The sequence below is a fragment of the Rhodococcus sp. FW305-130 genome (assembly GCF_058788335.1).
Genome location: NZ_JBYTAP010000007.1, coordinates 136,089 through 149,827 on the forward strand (window position 1 = coordinate 136,089; position 13,739 = coordinate 149,827).

General features: G+C 61.4%; 17 protein-coding genes. 9 read left to right on the forward strand and 8 right to left on the reverse strand.

Annotation, left to right across the window (positions count from 1 at the left end):
• Positions 1 to 216 precede the first annotated feature (216 nt).
• Positions 217 to 429, forward strand: coding sequence for a DUF8691 family protein (locus AC3WQS_RS22005; protein ID WP_078377385.1), 213 nt, complete (start codon positions 217 to 219; stop codon positions 427 to 429).
• Between the two features lie 112 nt (positions 430 to 541).
• On the opposite strand, the gene AC3WQS_RS22010 is transcribed toward AC3WQS_RS22005, so the two are convergent.
• The gene (locus tag AC3WQS_RS22010; RefSeq protein ID WP_020909554.1) at positions 542 to 958 is read right to left on the reverse strand and encodes a DUF7144 family membrane protein; all 417 of its coding nucleotides are present in this window, start codon (positions 956 to 958) and stop codon (positions 542 to 544) included.
• Positions 959 to 1,103: 145 nt separating this feature from the next.
• On the opposite strand from AC3WQS_RS22010, the gene AC3WQS_RS22015 reads away from it, so the two are divergent.
• On the forward strand, positions 1,104 to 1,577 hold the full coding sequence (locus AC3WQS_RS22015; RefSeq protein ID WP_259118232.1) for an SRPBCC family protein: 474 nt from the start codon (positions 1,104 to 1,106) through the stop codon (positions 1,575 to 1,577).
• A gap of 54 nt (positions 1,578 to 1,631) precedes the next feature.
• Here AC3WQS_RS22015 and AC3WQS_RS22020 read toward each other — a convergent pair whose 3' ends face one another.
• Positions 1,632 to 2,312: a cation efflux transmembrane domain-containing protein gene (locus AC3WQS_RS22020; RefSeq protein WP_492711787.1), complete on the reverse strand. Its 681-nt coding sequence runs from the start codon at positions 2,310 to 2,312 to the stop codon at positions 1,632 to 1,634.
• Positions 2,303 to 2,647, reverse strand: coding sequence for an ArsR/SmtB family transcription factor (locus AC3WQS_RS22025; protein WP_020971196.1), 345 nt, complete (start codon positions 2,645 to 2,647; stop codon positions 2,303 to 2,305). Before AC3WQS_RS22025 ends, AC3WQS_RS22020 begins: the two co-directional genes overlap by 10 nt.
• 128 nt (positions 2,648 to 2,775) lie before the next feature.
• On the opposite strand from AC3WQS_RS22025, the gene AC3WQS_RS22030 reads away from it, so the two are divergent.
• Positions 2,776 to 3,540 (forward strand): acyl-[acyl-carrier-protein] thioesterase, encoded by a 765-nt coding sequence (locus AC3WQS_RS22030; protein ID WP_042953235.1) that lies wholly within the window; start codon positions 2,776 to 2,778, stop codon positions 3,538 to 3,540.
• Here AC3WQS_RS22030 and AC3WQS_RS22035 read toward each other — a convergent pair.
• The gene (locus AC3WQS_RS22035; protein WP_021345932.1) at positions 3,531 to 4,127 is read right to left on the reverse strand and encodes a CHAP domain-containing protein; all 597 of its coding nucleotides are present in this window, start codon (positions 4,125 to 4,127) and stop codon (positions 3,531 to 3,533) included. The two genes, AC3WQS_RS22030 and AC3WQS_RS22035, sit on opposite strands and share 10 nt — an antisense overlap.
• A 131-nt stretch (positions 4,128 to 4,258) precedes the next feature.
• On the opposite strand from AC3WQS_RS22035, the gene AC3WQS_RS22040 reads away from it, so the two are divergent.
• From AC3WQS_RS22040 to AC3WQS_RS22055, 4 genes are all read left to right on the forward strand, one after another.
• The gene (locus tag AC3WQS_RS22040; RefSeq protein ID WP_020971199.1) at positions 4,259 to 4,774 is read left to right on the forward strand and encodes a toxin-antitoxin system HicB family antitoxin; all 516 of its coding nucleotides are present in this window, start codon (positions 4,259 to 4,261) and stop codon (positions 4,772 to 4,774) included.
• Between the two features lie 65 nt (positions 4,775 to 4,839).
• Positions 4,840 to 5,715 (forward strand): DUF4097 family beta strand repeat-containing protein, encoded by an 876-nt coding sequence (locus tag AC3WQS_RS22045; RefSeq protein WP_020909560.1) that lies wholly within the window; start codon positions 4,840 to 4,842, stop codon positions 5,713 to 5,715.
• A gap of 14 nt (positions 5,716 to 5,729) precedes the next feature.
• Positions 5,730 to 6,671, forward strand: a complete 942-nt coding sequence (locus AC3WQS_RS22050) for an ATP-binding cassette domain-containing protein (protein WP_492711789.1) — start codon at positions 5,730 to 5,732, stop codon at positions 6,669 to 6,671.
• Positions 6,668 to 7,459 carry an ABC transporter permease gene (locus AC3WQS_RS22055; protein WP_080910301.1) on the forward strand — a complete coding sequence of 264 codons (792 nt, stop codon included), beginning with the start codon at positions 6,668 to 6,670 and terminating at the stop codon, positions 7,457 to 7,459. The genes AC3WQS_RS22050 and AC3WQS_RS22055 overlap by 4 nt, the downstream gene beginning before the upstream one ends.
• Here AC3WQS_RS22055 and AC3WQS_RS22060 read toward each other — a convergent pair.
• Entirely contained in the window at positions 7,414 to 8,208 is a 795-nt protein-coding gene (locus tag AC3WQS_RS22060; RefSeq protein WP_197941472.1) for a 2-phosphosulfolactate phosphatase, read from the reverse strand. The two genes, AC3WQS_RS22055 and AC3WQS_RS22060, sit on opposite strands and share 46 nt — an antisense overlap.
• 12 nt (positions 8,209 to 8,220) lie before the next feature.
• Entirely contained in the window at positions 8,221 to 9,048 is an 828-nt protein-coding gene (locus tag AC3WQS_RS22065; protein ID WP_080910299.1) for a transglutaminase domain-containing protein, read from the reverse strand.
• Between the two features lie 348 nt (positions 9,049 to 9,396).
• On the opposite strand from AC3WQS_RS22065, the gene AC3WQS_RS22070 reads away from it, so the two are divergent.
• Positions 9,397 to 10,149: an ABC transporter substrate-binding protein gene (locus AC3WQS_RS22070; RefSeq protein ID WP_492711791.1), complete on the forward strand. Its 753-nt coding sequence runs from the start codon at positions 9,397 to 9,399 to the stop codon at positions 10,147 to 10,149.
• Here AC3WQS_RS22070 and AC3WQS_RS22075 read toward each other — a convergent pair.
• The gene (locus AC3WQS_RS22075) at positions 10,124 to 11,416 is read right to left on the reverse strand and encodes an MFS transporter (protein WP_492711792.1); all 1,293 of its coding nucleotides are present in this window, start codon (positions 11,414 to 11,416) and stop codon (positions 10,124 to 10,126) included. The two genes, AC3WQS_RS22070 and AC3WQS_RS22075, sit on opposite strands and share 26 nt — an antisense overlap.
• Positions 11,417 to 11,548: 132 nt before the next feature.
• Between AC3WQS_RS22075 and AC3WQS_RS22080 the strand changes: the two genes are divergently transcribed.
• Complete coding sequence (locus AC3WQS_RS22080) at positions 11,549 to 12,670, forward strand: endonuclease/exonuclease/phosphatase family protein (protein ID WP_492711793.1); 1,122 nt, start codon at positions 11,549 to 11,551, stop codon at positions 12,668 to 12,670.
• On the opposite strand, the gene AC3WQS_RS22085 is transcribed toward AC3WQS_RS22080, so the two are convergent.
• Entirely contained in the window at positions 12,641 to 13,720 is a 1,080-nt protein-coding gene (locus AC3WQS_RS22085) for an alpha/beta fold hydrolase (RefSeq protein ID WP_029256572.1), read from the reverse strand. The two genes, AC3WQS_RS22080 and AC3WQS_RS22085, sit on opposite strands and share 30 nt — an antisense overlap.
• Positions 13,721 to 13,739: the final 19 nt, after the last annotated feature.

The following is a 13,739-nucleotide window of genomic DNA, read 5'->3' on the forward strand; positions in this document are numbered from 1 at the left end:
TCCTTCGCAGCCTCACACAAAAGGGATGAACGGAGCCGCGATGACATTCACCCGTTGGGGATGACGCCTCGGGAGCGTGTGGGAGCAAGACTGGATCTCACGGATACGGAGTCCTGGATCGAGCGGCGACGCCGATTACCCCTGACGACACGTGATTTCGAGGCTCGACGCGGTGCTGACCGAACCTCATGGCCCTACGAAATGGAGCGGACACTGATGAATGCTCCCACTCGGTATCAATTCCTCATCGACGGCGAAGTGTCGGACCGCGTCAAAGCGGCGTTTCCCGAACTCAGCGTTGCCAGTGCCGCCGGCGGATTCACCAGTTTGTACGGGCCCGTCGCGGATCACACTGCTATGCGAAGCATCATGGCCCGCCTCGATTCCCTCGGCTTGACCGTAGCCGAACTACGAAGGCTCCCCGACTGATCCGAGCCGACTGATCCGAGCCGGCCATCCGTCGGGTCGTCCCCCGTGCACGAGCGATGGTCCCGACCGAGTCGATTCGGTCGGGACCAACTGCTCTCGAGTTGTTCGGCGCCTAGACTCTGTCTGTGTCCCAGGTCGCGACGGCCCAGATCACAACGACGTCGAGCGCGATGACCAGGATCGACCACAGCGGGTAGTACGGCATCCACAAGAAGTTGGCGATGATCGAGAGCGACGCAATAACTATTGCCGCCGCCCTGGCCCACACTGCACCGGTGAAGAGGCCGAGAGCCACCACGATTCCGATGATGCCCAAGATGATGTGGATCCAGCCCCACGTCGTGATGTCGAACTTGTACGTGTAGTTGATACCCACGACAAACAGATTGTTGTCGGCGACCGCCGCAATGCCCTGAAGCAGAGCGACAATGCCTGCGGTGAGCAGCAGAATTGCTGCTGCAAACGTCGTACCTACCGCGAAACCCTGCCGGACAGGGTGATTCGCGGGTTCCCGCGGTGGAGCAGTCATCAGCGTTCCTTTCGACAGAATGCACTTCCCATACTCAGTCTCGAGGGGCTGGGAAGCGAAAACATCACCCGTCGCGGATGAACCGCAGGTCACCGACCCGTACCCGCTTGCCGGCATCGCAAACCAACATTGGCAGACTGGCACTGTGCAACACACCGTGGTCGTGATCACCGATATCTACGCTCCACCGGCAGTGATCTTCGATCTCGAACTCGACATGGACGAACACTCCGCCTCGCTCCACGCAACAGATGAGGTGGCAGTCACGAGTACGGGTAGATCGACGCTGGGAGAGGGCGACGAGGTGTCGTTCACTGCTCGGCATTTCGGGTGGAGATTCTCGATGACAAGCCGAATCACGCAGTACAACCGTCCGTACTCGTTCACAGATGAGCAGGTCCGCGGCCCGTTTGCCGCAATGCAGCACGAGCACGTGTTCGTGGATCAGCCGGGTGGGTGGACGCGGATGCATGACCGCTTCACGGTTACGGCCCCTTTCGGCGTGCTCGGACACCTGGCACTGAGGTTGGCTGTCAGCCCGTATCTGCGCCGTCTTCTCGAGCAACGCGCGGCGCACATCAAGACCCGCGCAGAAGGTGGCACCCCTTTTATCGAGTGAGCACCCTCTCTGACGCGCTGCAGACGGTGTTCACTCAACTGAACCTGTGCTCACTCAGCAGCAGTCGCACTCGTCACCGCTCCCGGGCACCGCCACAACCGGGCAGCACGGATCACCCTTCCACGCGTTGATGCCTTCCTTCACGGCGATGACGGCGATCACCAGTGCCGCAATCGGGTCCGCCCACGACCAGCCGAGCACCGAGTTGAGCAACAAACCGACCAGCAAGACTGCAGAAAGGTAGGTGCAGAGCAGCGTCTGCTTCGAATCTGCGACCGCCGAAAGCGAACCCAACTCCCGACCTGCTCGGCGTTGCGCATAGGACAGGGCCGGCATGATCGCCAAACTCACTGCAGCCAATACTATTCCGACGCTCGTGTGCTGCGCTTCACCCAGACCGAACAGCGACCGAATCGCGTCGAACGAGACATACGCAGCGAGCCCGAAGAACGAGAATGCGATCACTCGCAGTGCCGTCTTCTCACGGCTCGTCGGATCCGGAGCCGAGAACTGCCAGGCAACCGCTGCCGCCGAGGACACTTCGATCACCGAATCGAGGCCGAAACCGAACAGTGCTGCGGACGACACCCGCGTGCCCTCCGCCAGCGCGATGATCGCTTCGACGACGTTGTAGCTGATCGTGATCGCCACGAAGATGCGAATTCGTCTCGACAAGAGCGCACGCCGGGCAGTCGAGAGGCCGCCACCGTCAACGGGCGCAACCATCAGCAGCATCCTTCTGATTCACTGTCCGGGCAGTACGACGGATCCACCGCGAGTACGACCCCGAGCAGGTCGTCGAGGGCCTGACCGATATGTGCGTCGGCGAGTTCGTATCTGGTCCGGCGCCCTTCCGGGACGGCCACTACCAAGCCACAACCGCGCAGACAAGCCAGATGATTGGACAGCTTCTGCCTGGTCACAGCCAGTGCTTCAGCGAGGTCGGACGGATACCGAGGGGCGGTTTTCAGTTCGAGCAGTATCCGTGTCCGAGTCTCGTCGGACAAGGCATGCCCGAACCTCGCAAGCACCGCCACGTTGGTCACCACATCTACGCCCTCGACATCCATACGTACGACAGTACATCGAAATCTGTATTCAGAAAACAGTGAACTCAGATGGTTCAAGATCTCTCCATCGGGTAACGCAAGCGTGAAGCCACCCGACCGGATAAGCGAACACCGGGAGTCCACATCCGATGAACCGTACAAAAGTCGACGATCACGTAGCGATGGCCGAACTACCGACAACCGGCAGCATCTTCCAGGCCTCCTGGCCGGTGCGTACGGGCGACATCCACACCGACAAGCAACTGCGCCTCGACGCGATCGCGCGCTACCTCCAAGACGCGGGCTTCGACAATCTCGTCGACCGCGGCGCCATGGATACACACCCGCTGTGGATGGTGCGAAGGACGGTGATCGACGTACTCGAACCCGTCATCTGGCCGGATCGAGTTCATCTGCAGCGCTGGTGTTCCGGACTCTCCAGCAAGTGGTGTTCGATGCGGGTTCGGATCAGGTCCGACAGCGGTGGATTGATCGAGACCGAGGCATTCTGGATCAACATCGACCCGAAAACCGGAATGCCGGCAACCATCAGTGAAAAGTTCACCGCTGCCCTGGCATCGACGGCCGTGGACGAGCATCTTCACTGGCGTCGGTGGATCGACCCCGACACCGACAATCAGGCGGATTCTCCATTCCCGTTGCGCTCGAGCGATTTCGACCCTTTCGATCACGTGAACAACGCGATCTATTGGCAACCCGTGGAAGATGCACTGCCCGAAAAACTACGAAGCGAACCCTTTCGCGCGATCCTCGAGTACACCCAGCCCGTCAAGAGAGGTGAGCAGGTGAGCGTGCGAACCGGCACGAACACGCTGCACATCGACGCCGGCGGCGAGGCACGTGCATCCGCTCGATGGTTTGCCCTGACCTCGAACCACAGCGATCAGGGGTGAAGTTTTCCGAACCCCACGACGGCGGAGTCGGATTGCCAGTGAAGATCATGGACCCGCACCTTGCCGAACTCGTTGCCGCCGACCGTGATCGCCGAGTCACCGTCCACTGCCACAACGATGTTGGTGTGCTGACCTACCCATCTCGAACTGTCGTAGATCACCACATCACCCACGCTCGGGGTGTACCCGCTGCCGTTCTCGGCGTACGCGCCGATCCCCTGGTAGTACTCCTGCAAGGTGTACACCCCCGGGATACGCCAGCTTCCGGAGTTCGGGTTCGACAACGGTCTACCCGCTTCCCTCATGATCCAGCTGACAAAATCGGCGCACCATTCTTCGTCGATACCGTCGGAATAGAAAGTGCCCGGACGGTCCCGCTCGTGCTCGGATTGCAGCAGTTCGAGCACTCGAGCCTGGTCCGCAGTCACCGAACTGGCGTCGACCGTCGGGAACTCGGCAGTGTCCCAGGGCAGATACCGCGAAGGCGCGACCGCGACGACAACCGCCCCGACCACGATCACGACGCCGAGCACCCCGGCAATCCAGAGCAAGATACGGCGGCGACGGTTGGGTTCGGCAGGACTCACCCTTACGAGTGTGCCAGCCTGCCGAGAATCGAAGCGCCAACCACCCCGATGACCTGGCACTTCTCATCAAACTCACACGAATGTGCCACCAAACTATTGCTATGGCACCAAAGTGGTGCCATAGTGGTGCCATGGACTTGACACCGTACGTAGACAACCTTCGCCACGAACTCGCGGTGGCGGCCGAAGCAGGCGGAGAAGACGCAAAGGCCCTCGCCGATCGTTTGACCGCACCGCTGGAATCAGCAGTGCGACTCACCCTTCTCGACGCATTGTCTGCGGCAGTCGCCGAGATCACGCGTGACCTCGCCCCAGGCTCGGTGGACCTGCGCCTACGGGGACGCGAACCCGAATTCGTGGTGGCACCAGCCATCAGCGAACCGGCTCCGGCCCCCGCCGAAGAGGAACCGACTCCGGCTCCGCGCCCCGTCACGGAGTCCGACGACGCCTCGATGACTCGAATCAACCTGAGGCTGGGGCAAGACCTCAAAGACCGGATCGAGGCGGCGGCCAAGGAAGCCGGGATCTCCGTGAACGCGTGGCTGGTTCGCGCGGCTGCAACTGCACTGGAAGGCGGCATGAGCAGAAGCACTCCGAGACAGCGCACGTCCCAAGGCTCCGAAAGCTTCAGCGGCTGGGTGCACTGACACCGGCTTCACCTTTCGCACGACCCTCTATCACCAACCGAGACAACCTCATCGGGAGTATCACCATGCCTACATTCAGCACACCTGACCCCATCACCTTGAACTTCGACGTGGCAGTCGGACACATCCGGATCGCTGCGAGCAGCCGCAACGACACTGTCGTGGAAGTGTTGCCCAGCAACTCGTCTCGCGAGGTAGACGTTCGAGTCGCCGAACAAACGCGCGTCGAATTCGCAGGTGGCCGGCTACAGATCAAGACTCCGAAACAACGTGGCCTCGGCATTTTCGGGAAGACAGGATCTGTCGACATTGCCGTTCAGCTTCCTTCCGGCTCGGAACTCGAAGGCACTGCAGCAGTTGCCAGCCTTCGCGCCGAAGGCACTCTCGGACGCTCACGCGTGAAGGTCTCGGCCGGAGATTGCACACTGGACACCACCGGACCGCTCAACGTCAGCACCGGCGCCGGAGCGATCATCGTCGAGCATGTGGCCGGTGACATCGACACGAGCACCGGGTCCGGAAGCATCCGCATCGGCCGCGTCGACGGCAACGCGGAGGTCAAGAATTCCAACGGCGACATCAACATCGGCACGATCACCGGCGCGCTGAAGGCGAAGACCGCCAACGGAAGCGTCGCCGTCGAACACGCCGAATCCGACGCGAGCGCCGCAACCGCCAACGGCGACATCCGTTTCGAGACCATCGAGAGTGGAGTCGTATCCGCCAAGACGGCCGCCGGACGAATCCATATCGGCGTTCGATCCGGAACCGCCGCACGATTCGACGCTCATACGTCCTTCGGCCGTGTCGACAACCAGATGAATGCCACGCACGGTCCGGCTTCCACCGAACGCCGGGTAGACGTCCGGGCGCAAACCAGCTACGGCGACATCGTCATTCGACGTTCGGAGCCCCGAGAAGAATCCAACAAGAAGATCTAGCGAAAGGAACGCTGATGTCCCGTAAACCAGCCATCACCGCGACGGGTCTGAAGAAGGCCTACGACGACAAGACGGTACTGGACGGAATCGACATCTCCGTCGACCGCGGAACCGTCTTTGCACTGCTCGGCCCCAACGGCGCCGGCAAGACCACCATCGTGGAAATCCTCTCGACCCTCGTTCCCGCAGACGGCGGCGACATCCGCATCGCCGGGTACAACCCTTCCGACGATCCTGACGCGGTACGGTCGCGCATCGGTGTCACCGGACAATTCTCGGCGGTAGACGACTACCTGTCCGGCGAGGAAAACCTTCTCCTCATGGCCGATCTTCACCACCTGGGCAGGGACGAACGCCGCACTCGCACTGACGAACTCCTGGAGAAGTTCGATCTGCAGGGCTCCGCGGACAAACTCGCGTCGACGTACTCGGGCGGAATGCGCCGACGGCTCGACCTGGCAATGACGTTGATCGGACGACCGGAGATCATCTTCCTGGACGAGCCCACCACCGGCCTCGATCCCCGGAGTCGACGCACCATGTGGCAGATCATCCGGGAGTTGGTCAAGGGCGGTGTCACCATCTTCCTCACGACGCAGTACCTCGAGGAAGCCGATCAACTGGCCGACCACATCGCCGTCCTCGATCAGGGACGGATAGTCGCCCAAGGTACGGCAGCGGAACTCAAACGACGCATTCCCGGCGGCCACATTCGTCTTCACTTCATCGATCGAGACCAACTCGACTCTGCTGCTGCTGTTTTCGACGAGTCTACCCGTGACGATGCCGCGTATGTTCTGCAGGTTCCCAGCGACGGCGGTGTCCGCTCGCTGCGCTCTCTTCTCGACCAACTCGACGCTCACTCGATCGACGTCAAGGAACTCTCCGTGCACACACCGGACCTGGACGACGTGTTCCTGACTCTGACCGCCACCGAAAGGACCGACGCGCGATGACCACCATGACGCTTGCCTATCAGGACTCGAAAACCATGCTGCGTCGCAGCATTCGACACATCCTTCGATATCCGTCGATGACGGTGATGCTTGTCGGGATGCCAGTCGTCTTCCTACTGCTGTTCGTATACGTGCTCGGCGGAACGCTCGGGAACGGCCTCGGCCCAGGCGGTGGCGGCCGAGCCGAGTATGTCAATTACGTTGCACCGGCGATTATTCTGATGACTGTGGCATCAGCGGCACAAGGTACTGCCATCTCCGTCGCAACCGATATGACCGCGGGGATCATTGCACGATTCCGCACGATGGCGATCACGCGCACGTCCGTCCTGACCGGTCACGTTCTCGGCAGTCTCCTTCAGACGGTCGTGAGCCTCGTTGTAGTCATCGCCGTGGCGATAGCCGTCGGCTTCCGGCCTACTGCAGGCTTCGTGGAGTGGGTTGCCGCGTTTGCTCTCCTCATCCTGGTCTCCATCGCGATGATCTGGTTGTCCGTTGCCTTCGGCCTCGTCAGCAAGAGCGTCGAGACGGCCAGTAATCTTCCAATGGTGTTGATCCTCTTACCTTTCCTGGGAAGCGGATTTGTCCCCACCGACTCGATGCCGACCGTGCTGCGATGGTTTGCCGAGTATCAGCCGTTCACTCCGATCATCGAGACTCTTCGAGGACTTCTTCTCGGCGAAGCGATCGGGAACAACGCCATACTCGCGATCGGATGGTGCGTCGCAATCACCTTCCTCTCCTACCTCTGGGCGCGGAGTTTGTTCAATCGACGCCCGGTGCGCTGACCTCGAAACACACGATCTTCGAGAACAGGTACGGTGTCGCTGTCGTCGAGTTCCGAGGCGATGGCGACGTCGTGTGGAAACCCCATGACGATCAACTCGCGTCCTGAGGCACAGTCTCGCAGGCGGTCCTCGTACGAATCCGACACCGCTGTCCAGGCATCCGCCGCCATCTGCGCCTCGGGCGACAGGGAACCTTCCCAACCAGCCGCGGTCAACGCCGTGACAACCCCGCCGGCGCCCCACAGATCCTCCACTGCCGGGCGCAACTCTCCACCGGGCCACTTCTCCCCGGATGCGACTATCGCAACCCGCGATCCCGGACCATGTTCGTGCACAATCCAATCAGCGACGGCGGAAGCGTTCCTCAATGAAGCGCCGACACACACCGCAACCTCGGACGCCAACGCAAACGCGATGGTCGACCCGTTCGGCGACGGCAGTACCAGCCGACTCGGCACCTCGGCCCCGCGAATCGTCTTGGGAGACAGACTGATCTGTCCCTCCCTGGCCACACTTCGTCGTACTGCAAGAACCGCATCGGCATCACGCGCGTAATCGACCGCACTCTCGTCGTTCCAGGAATAGGGAAGTACGTCGATTCCCGCATCGGCGGCGACGCTCAGCGTCGTCGTGAACGAGAGGACGTCTACCACCACTGCCACATCGACGCCGACAGCAATTGCTTCGGCGCCGCGCAGGCCCCAGTCGAATCGAAGTCCGTACTCGAGTTGGCGATGCTCCGGATTCATCGCACCAGCATCTCAGAAACGAATCAGCTTGTCCGGCACGCACAAATCCTCGTGCTCGTACAGCGCTCGCACGGCAACTGGATCGTCGCCGGCGCACACCTCGGCTATATCGTCGAGCAGTAGGTCGTAGTCGGCGCCGGTCTTTCCGTCGTAGGCGTCCGTCATACGACCCCACTCGTCCCACGGCAGGGTTTCGACCTTGTTCATCGCGGCAAGATCCTTCACTGCGTTGCCGCGGATCTCGGCAGGCCCCCAGTTCTGGGTGCCGTACACCCCGAACTGGGACCCGTCGATCTCGCCGCGTCGATACGCCAGCCACGCCTCACCACCACTGAGGAATTCTCCCGGCTGCAGGTTATGGGCGCGAGGAAGGACGTTCTGTCCGAGGATCTCCGAATCGATGCGGATCCACCGCTTGCCGGCGTCGTCCCAGTACTCGGTGATCCAGTGGTCCACGCCCTGTCCCGGTTGAAAGTAGGTGGCAAAACCACAGCGGACGCGAGCGGCAATTCCGCGATAGCGCAGAAACGCACAACTCAAAACAGCAAAGTGCCGACAGGTTCCGACGAGCCGCTTGTCGGGTTCTCGGGCGGAGGTCACCGGTGCCGGATCGAGCGCAAGCAAGCGTTGGAGCAGAACGCTTGCCGGCCGGATCTGGTTTTCGTCGAATCGGTCGGTGGGCAGATTCAGCGACCGCGCATCGGTGGGTTGGACCACCAGGTACGGCACTACCCGGCATATTTGCACGGGGTCGGTGGGGAGCGACTCGAGGGCGAGCGGGTCCACTCCGTCGATGCGGGTGAACGGTCCTGCTGATGTGTAGTCGAGAACCGCCGTCATGGGCGGAGACTAACAAACACTGCCGACACTGCCGCTCCATTATGGTTAGGGTCCCATAACCATGAAACCCGAGGTTGCTGTGAACCCAATGTTGAGCCGCCGTGCCATGCTGTCCGTCACCTTCGCAACAGCAGCAGGTTTTGCCCTTGCTGCCTGCGGCGACAGCGCGAAGGACGAATCCACTCCCGGCACCGAAGGTGCTCACGCCGAGGCCAACGCCTTCCCGGTGACGATCGACCACAAGTTCGGCTCCACCACCATCGGGCAGGCGCCCAGCCGCATCGCAGCGGTCGGCATCGGCGACGCAGACGTTCTGCTTTCCCTCGGGCTGACGCCCGTCTGGTCCCGGTGTGGAAGGGATCGACCGACGACGGAATCGGAGTCTGGGCCGACTCGGCAGTCCAGGGCGCCGAGCCGACACCACTGGCCAACGCCACCACCGATTTCGACATCGAAACGATCGTGGCAGCAGCGCCTGACCTGATCATCGCCGTCAACAACGCGATCGACGAGGATCTGTACAAGCAGCTCAGCGCCATCGCGCCGACTGTGCTTCACGCCGCCGATCAGACGGATTGGGTGCTGCCCTGGCAGGAAGTCACGACCCGCATCGGTACGGCTGTGGGCGTTCCCGCGCAGGCAAAGCAGGAGGTCCAGGAAGTCGAAGACCTCATCGTTCGCACCCGCGCGGAGAACCCCCAGTTCGAAGGCAAGACAGCAGCTCTCGTCATTCGCTGGAGCGACGGAAATCTGCGGGCGTTCAGCCCTGAGGCAGCGCGCGCTCAGTTGCTCACGCAATTGGGATTCACGGCTCCTGCCGCACTGAAGGATCGGTTCGCGGGCAAGCTGAACTACGAGATCTCCGCCGAAAACTACGACCTCCTCGAGTGCGACTACCTGCTCTTCGACAACTACGAAAAGGCTCGCCCCGAGATGGAGACGCAGCCGGCGTTCACCAATCTGAACGTGGTCAAGACCGGCGGCCTGATCAGCTTGGACCCCATCGTCAGTGACGCGGTGTCCATGCCGAACCCGCTCACCATTCCGTTTGTGCTGGAAGATTTTGTAGCAAAGATCAATCAGACGATCGCGGGTCGATAACCTTCGTTCGACCGGACCACACCCACAACACCACAGCCGACACGGCCACGCAGACCGAAACGATCACCCATTGTGACGCCGGCGCTGCGTGGCCGTTGTCGACTAGGTCGTACACGAATCCGACTCCCACGGTTCCCAGGAGCGCGAGCAGACCGCCGATCGTGTTGAGCATGCCGAAGTGCGCTCCGAGGTTGCTTTCACGACCGAGGATGGCAATGGTGTCTCGCATCGGCGGCACCATCAACATCTGTCCCAGGTGCAGCAGCCCGATCCACACCGCCAGACCGACTATCTGCGTCGACGCCGAAACTGCGGAGTCGACGCCGGTGACCAGCGGAACCAGGAACGACACCGAAATGAGCACAAGCCCGAAGGTGATCGCGCGTCGATGCCCGATGCGGTGGGCAACCGCGACCGTCGGTCCCTGCCCGACGATCACCAACACCGCTGCGCCCACGTAGAACCATCCCAGCGCCGACTGTGAACCGATACCGCGCTCGAGCTGTTCCGGCAGCATCAGGTACAGCTGGCTGTACGCAACCAGCTGAAAACTGCAGAGCGTCGCGAAGAGCAGAAAGTTGTTGTTGGTCAGCACGCTTCGCCAGACGTCGCGCAGCGTATAGGTCGACACCGGGCCGTCGTGGGCATCGCCCGGCCGCGGGAACCAGATGAAGAACCCGACCCACATGATCGCGAACAGCAACGCCGCGCTCGACGCCGTCCACGAGAACGGAAACATCAACAGAGCAGCACCCAATGCCGGACCGATCACGGTTCCCAGACGACTGCACATCTGTTCCACTGCAAACAGATCCGTACGACGCATGACTCCTGAGGTTTCGAGTTCGCGTCCATATTCGGCGTTGGCCGACTCCACTGCGGGTGCGAACAGAGCCGCGGCGAACCCGACCAGAAGCACACCGACGATCACCGCCGCCATACTCTCGGCCAATCCGAGCATCAGGAAACCGACCACGCGAACTGCGATGCCCAGCAGAATGATCGGACGCTTGCCGAACCTGTCGGCGAGGCTTCCACCGATGAAGAACATGCCCTGCTGACTGAACATCCGGAGTCCGAGGACCAGGCCGACAATCCAGGCCGCGAATCCGAGGTCCTCCGAAAGGTGCACCGCGAGAAAGGGGACAACCAGATAGAACCCGATGTTGAACAGCACCATCGAAAGAAGGAGCAACTTCACCACCGGCGGCAGGACACGAACCTTCGCGAAGGTCTTGTTACCGGGGAAACGCTCACTGAGTACCACGACCAGAAGACTATTGCCCGCGCGGTGTTCTGTGGAAATCTGCCATTTTGCAATTGGTTAACTGTCCGTTTAGGTAGCGATGGTAATCATCTTCCGGGGGTTCGAGCACACGACAACGAGAGCCGGGATTTGATGAATGGATTGACGCGCCGTCAGATGGTCAAGGCGATGGCGGTAGCCGCAGGGACAGTCACCGCAAGCGCATTTACCTTGGGTGCTAATACCTCCGTCGCGGGGGCGAACCCCGCGCAGGAGATCAAAGTGCTCTCCCTCAATACCTGGCACGGCGGAACCAAGATCAACGGTGGCCTGCAGCTGATCGCCGACATGATCATCTCGACCCAGGCGTCGATAGTTCTCCTGTCGGAAGCCGGCACTGCGACAACTGTATTGGCCGACATGCTGACCAAATCAGGAACCACCTTCTACGGAGCAGCGTCCTCCGACGTGGGGATTCTCTCCAAGTTTCCGATCGAGGAAACAGCCAACCTGAACTCGATGATCAAGGCAGTCGTGACGGTCGACGGCAAACAAATCGCTGCTTACTCGGCACATCTGGCCTACACGTCCTACGCAACCTATCTACCGCGCGGATACGGCGCGGGTGTTCCCACGCCTGGAGAGTTCTCCGAGTTCGGCTGGAACAAGATGCCGTCCGGTCCGGTCACGGACCCCGAGACGGTTCAGCGTGTGAACGTCAATTCGGGACGACCCCTGGCAATTTCGACGTTCATCGACGATGCGGCCGCAGAACGGGCGAGGGGCAGGTCCGTCATCCTCGGCGGCGATTTCAACGAACCGTCGGCCCTGGACTGGACCGACGGCACGCGAAATCTGTTCGACCACAACGGTGTCGTCATTCCGTGGGAATCCACCCGTCTGCTCGACGAAGCCGGATTTGTCGATGCATACCGCAGCAAGTACCCGAACCCGGCTACACACCCGGGCTTCACCTGGCCGTCCGACAATCCCGACGTCGACACCTCACAGCTCACCTGGGCACCCGAGGCAGACGAACGCGATCGGATCGACTACATCTTCGCCGACCGCGCTTCCGAGCTGAAGTTGGGATCTGTAGGAATCATCGGACCCCGAAAGACGATCGTGCACAACAAAAGAGTGGAGGAGAACTCCCAGGACAACTTCATCGCTTCACCGACGCCGTGGCCGACCGATCACAAGGCCGTTCTTGCGACGTATCGTTTTGCCAGCTTCGGCGGCGGATCATCTACCGGTTCGTGGAGCGGTTCCTGACAGGGCATCTCGTAGCCAGTCGATCATCATCGGCGTCAACTCGGGCAGCTTGGTCACTGCGCAGTGCCCCGCATCCGGGATGACGTGTACCTGCGTGTTCGGGCGCTCTTCGAAGAGTGTTGTGTCCGAGAGCGGGATGTGAACGTCGTCGGCCCCGTTGACCACAAGCATCGGGGTCCGGCCGTCGTCGGCGGTCATCAAGACACTGCGATCGAACGCACGGAGACCCTGTACCAGCGCCTCTTTGGTTGCCGGGGCATCGAAACCCAGTGCGTTTCCGACGATGTCGCCCATGCCGTAGACCAGGCGCTCGGCATTCACGGTCTCGAACGCACCCTTGACCGGGGCGCCGATGTTGATCACCGCATCGACGGCGCCGGTCAACCCCGAGCGCACGGCGAAGTTGCCGCCGAAGGAGACTCCCAGGTGCGCCACCTGCCCGTTGCCGAGAGCGCGAGCCGTCGATACGAGCCCGTCGATCACCTCGTCACCGAAAGCATCAAGAGGAACGGGTGATTCACCAGTTCCCGGCTGATCGAAAGCAACAACCGTCACCCCGGCGTTCGTCGCGAACGCACTGGCCAACGGATGCATGTCCATCTTCCAGCCGTCGACGCCGCCGCTGAGCAACAGGACGGGTGCGTCTTCGTACCGTCCGTCCGCCGAGAGGATGTGTACCGGTAGCTCGATCTCGCCGTTTCGGTAGGGCAGGGAGAGGATTCGACGCTCGAACTCGAGCCCGAATCCTGTTGCTGCCTTGACGTATTCGTCCACCTGATTGCGCAGAGCCCGTCGACGGGATTCGTTGGCCAGCACCGGGAACTTGGCGATTCCGTAGATCATCGCTGCCAGGGAATGATTGCCGGCCGCGGAGTACTTCGCCGCCAGCGCCGACCACTCGTACGACCAACCACCCGGCGCGTCGGCCCAGGTCGAGTTGATGGACGCGCGCAGTTCCTCGAGATCCGAGACGGGGAGCCCGAAGCTCAGAAACTGTCCTGTGCGCTCTTCGAAGAGGCCTCGGTGATCGACAGGAAATTCGTATGACATGGGAAACACCCCTCAATTC

Excerpts from the sequence above, each read along its gene's own strand:
- AC3WQS_RS22080 (WP_492711793.1), top strand. The coding sequence starts at position 11,549 with ATGAATGGATTGACGCGCCGTCAGATGGTCAAGGCGATGGCGGTAGCC.
- AC3WQS_RS22040 (WP_020971199.1), top strand. The coding sequence starts at position 4,259 with ATGGACTTGACACCGTACGTAGACAACCTTCGCCACGAACTCGCGGTG.
- AC3WQS_RS22025 (WP_020971196.1), bottom strand. The coding sequence starts at position 2,647 with ATGGATGTCGAGGGCGTAGATGTGGTGACCAACGTGGCGGTGCTTGCG.
- AC3WQS_RS22045 (WP_020909560.1), top strand. The coding sequence starts at position 4,840 with ATGCCTACATTCAGCACACCTGACCCCATCACCTTGAACTTCGACGTG.
- AC3WQS_RS22050 (WP_492711789.1), top strand. The coding sequence starts at position 5,730 with ATGTCCCGTAAACCAGCCATCACCGCGACGGGTCTGAAGAAGGCCTAC.
- AC3WQS_RS22005 (WP_078377385.1), top strand. The coding sequence starts at position 217 with ATGAATGCTCCCACTCGGTATCAATTCCTCATCGACGGCGAAGTGTCG.
- AC3WQS_RS22030 (WP_042953235.1), top strand. The coding sequence starts at position 2,776 with ATGAACCGTACAAAAGTCGACGATCACGTAGCGATGGCCGAACTACCG.
- AC3WQS_RS22085 (WP_029256572.1), bottom strand. The coding sequence starts at position 13,720 with ATGTCATACGAATTTCCTGTCGATCACCGAGGCCTCTTCGAAGAGCGC.
- AC3WQS_RS22020 (WP_492711787.1), bottom strand. The coding sequence starts at position 2,312 with ATGCTGCTGATGGTTGCGCCCGTTGACGGTGGCGGCCTCTCGACTGCC.
- AC3WQS_RS22060 (WP_197941472.1), bottom strand. The coding sequence starts at position 8,208 with ATGAATCCGGAGCATCGCCAACTCGAGTACGGACTTCGATTCGACTGG.
- AC3WQS_RS22055 (WP_080910301.1), top strand. The coding sequence starts at position 6,668 with ATGACCACCATGACGCTTGCCTATCAGGACTCGAAAACCATGCTGCGT.
- AC3WQS_RS22065 (WP_080910299.1), bottom strand. The coding sequence starts at position 9,048 with ATGACGGCGGTTCTCGACTACACATCAGCAGGACCGTTCACCCGCATC.
- AC3WQS_RS22010 (WP_020909554.1), bottom strand. The coding sequence starts at position 958 with ATGACTGCTCCACCGCGGGAACCCGCGAATCACCCTGTCCGGCAGGGT.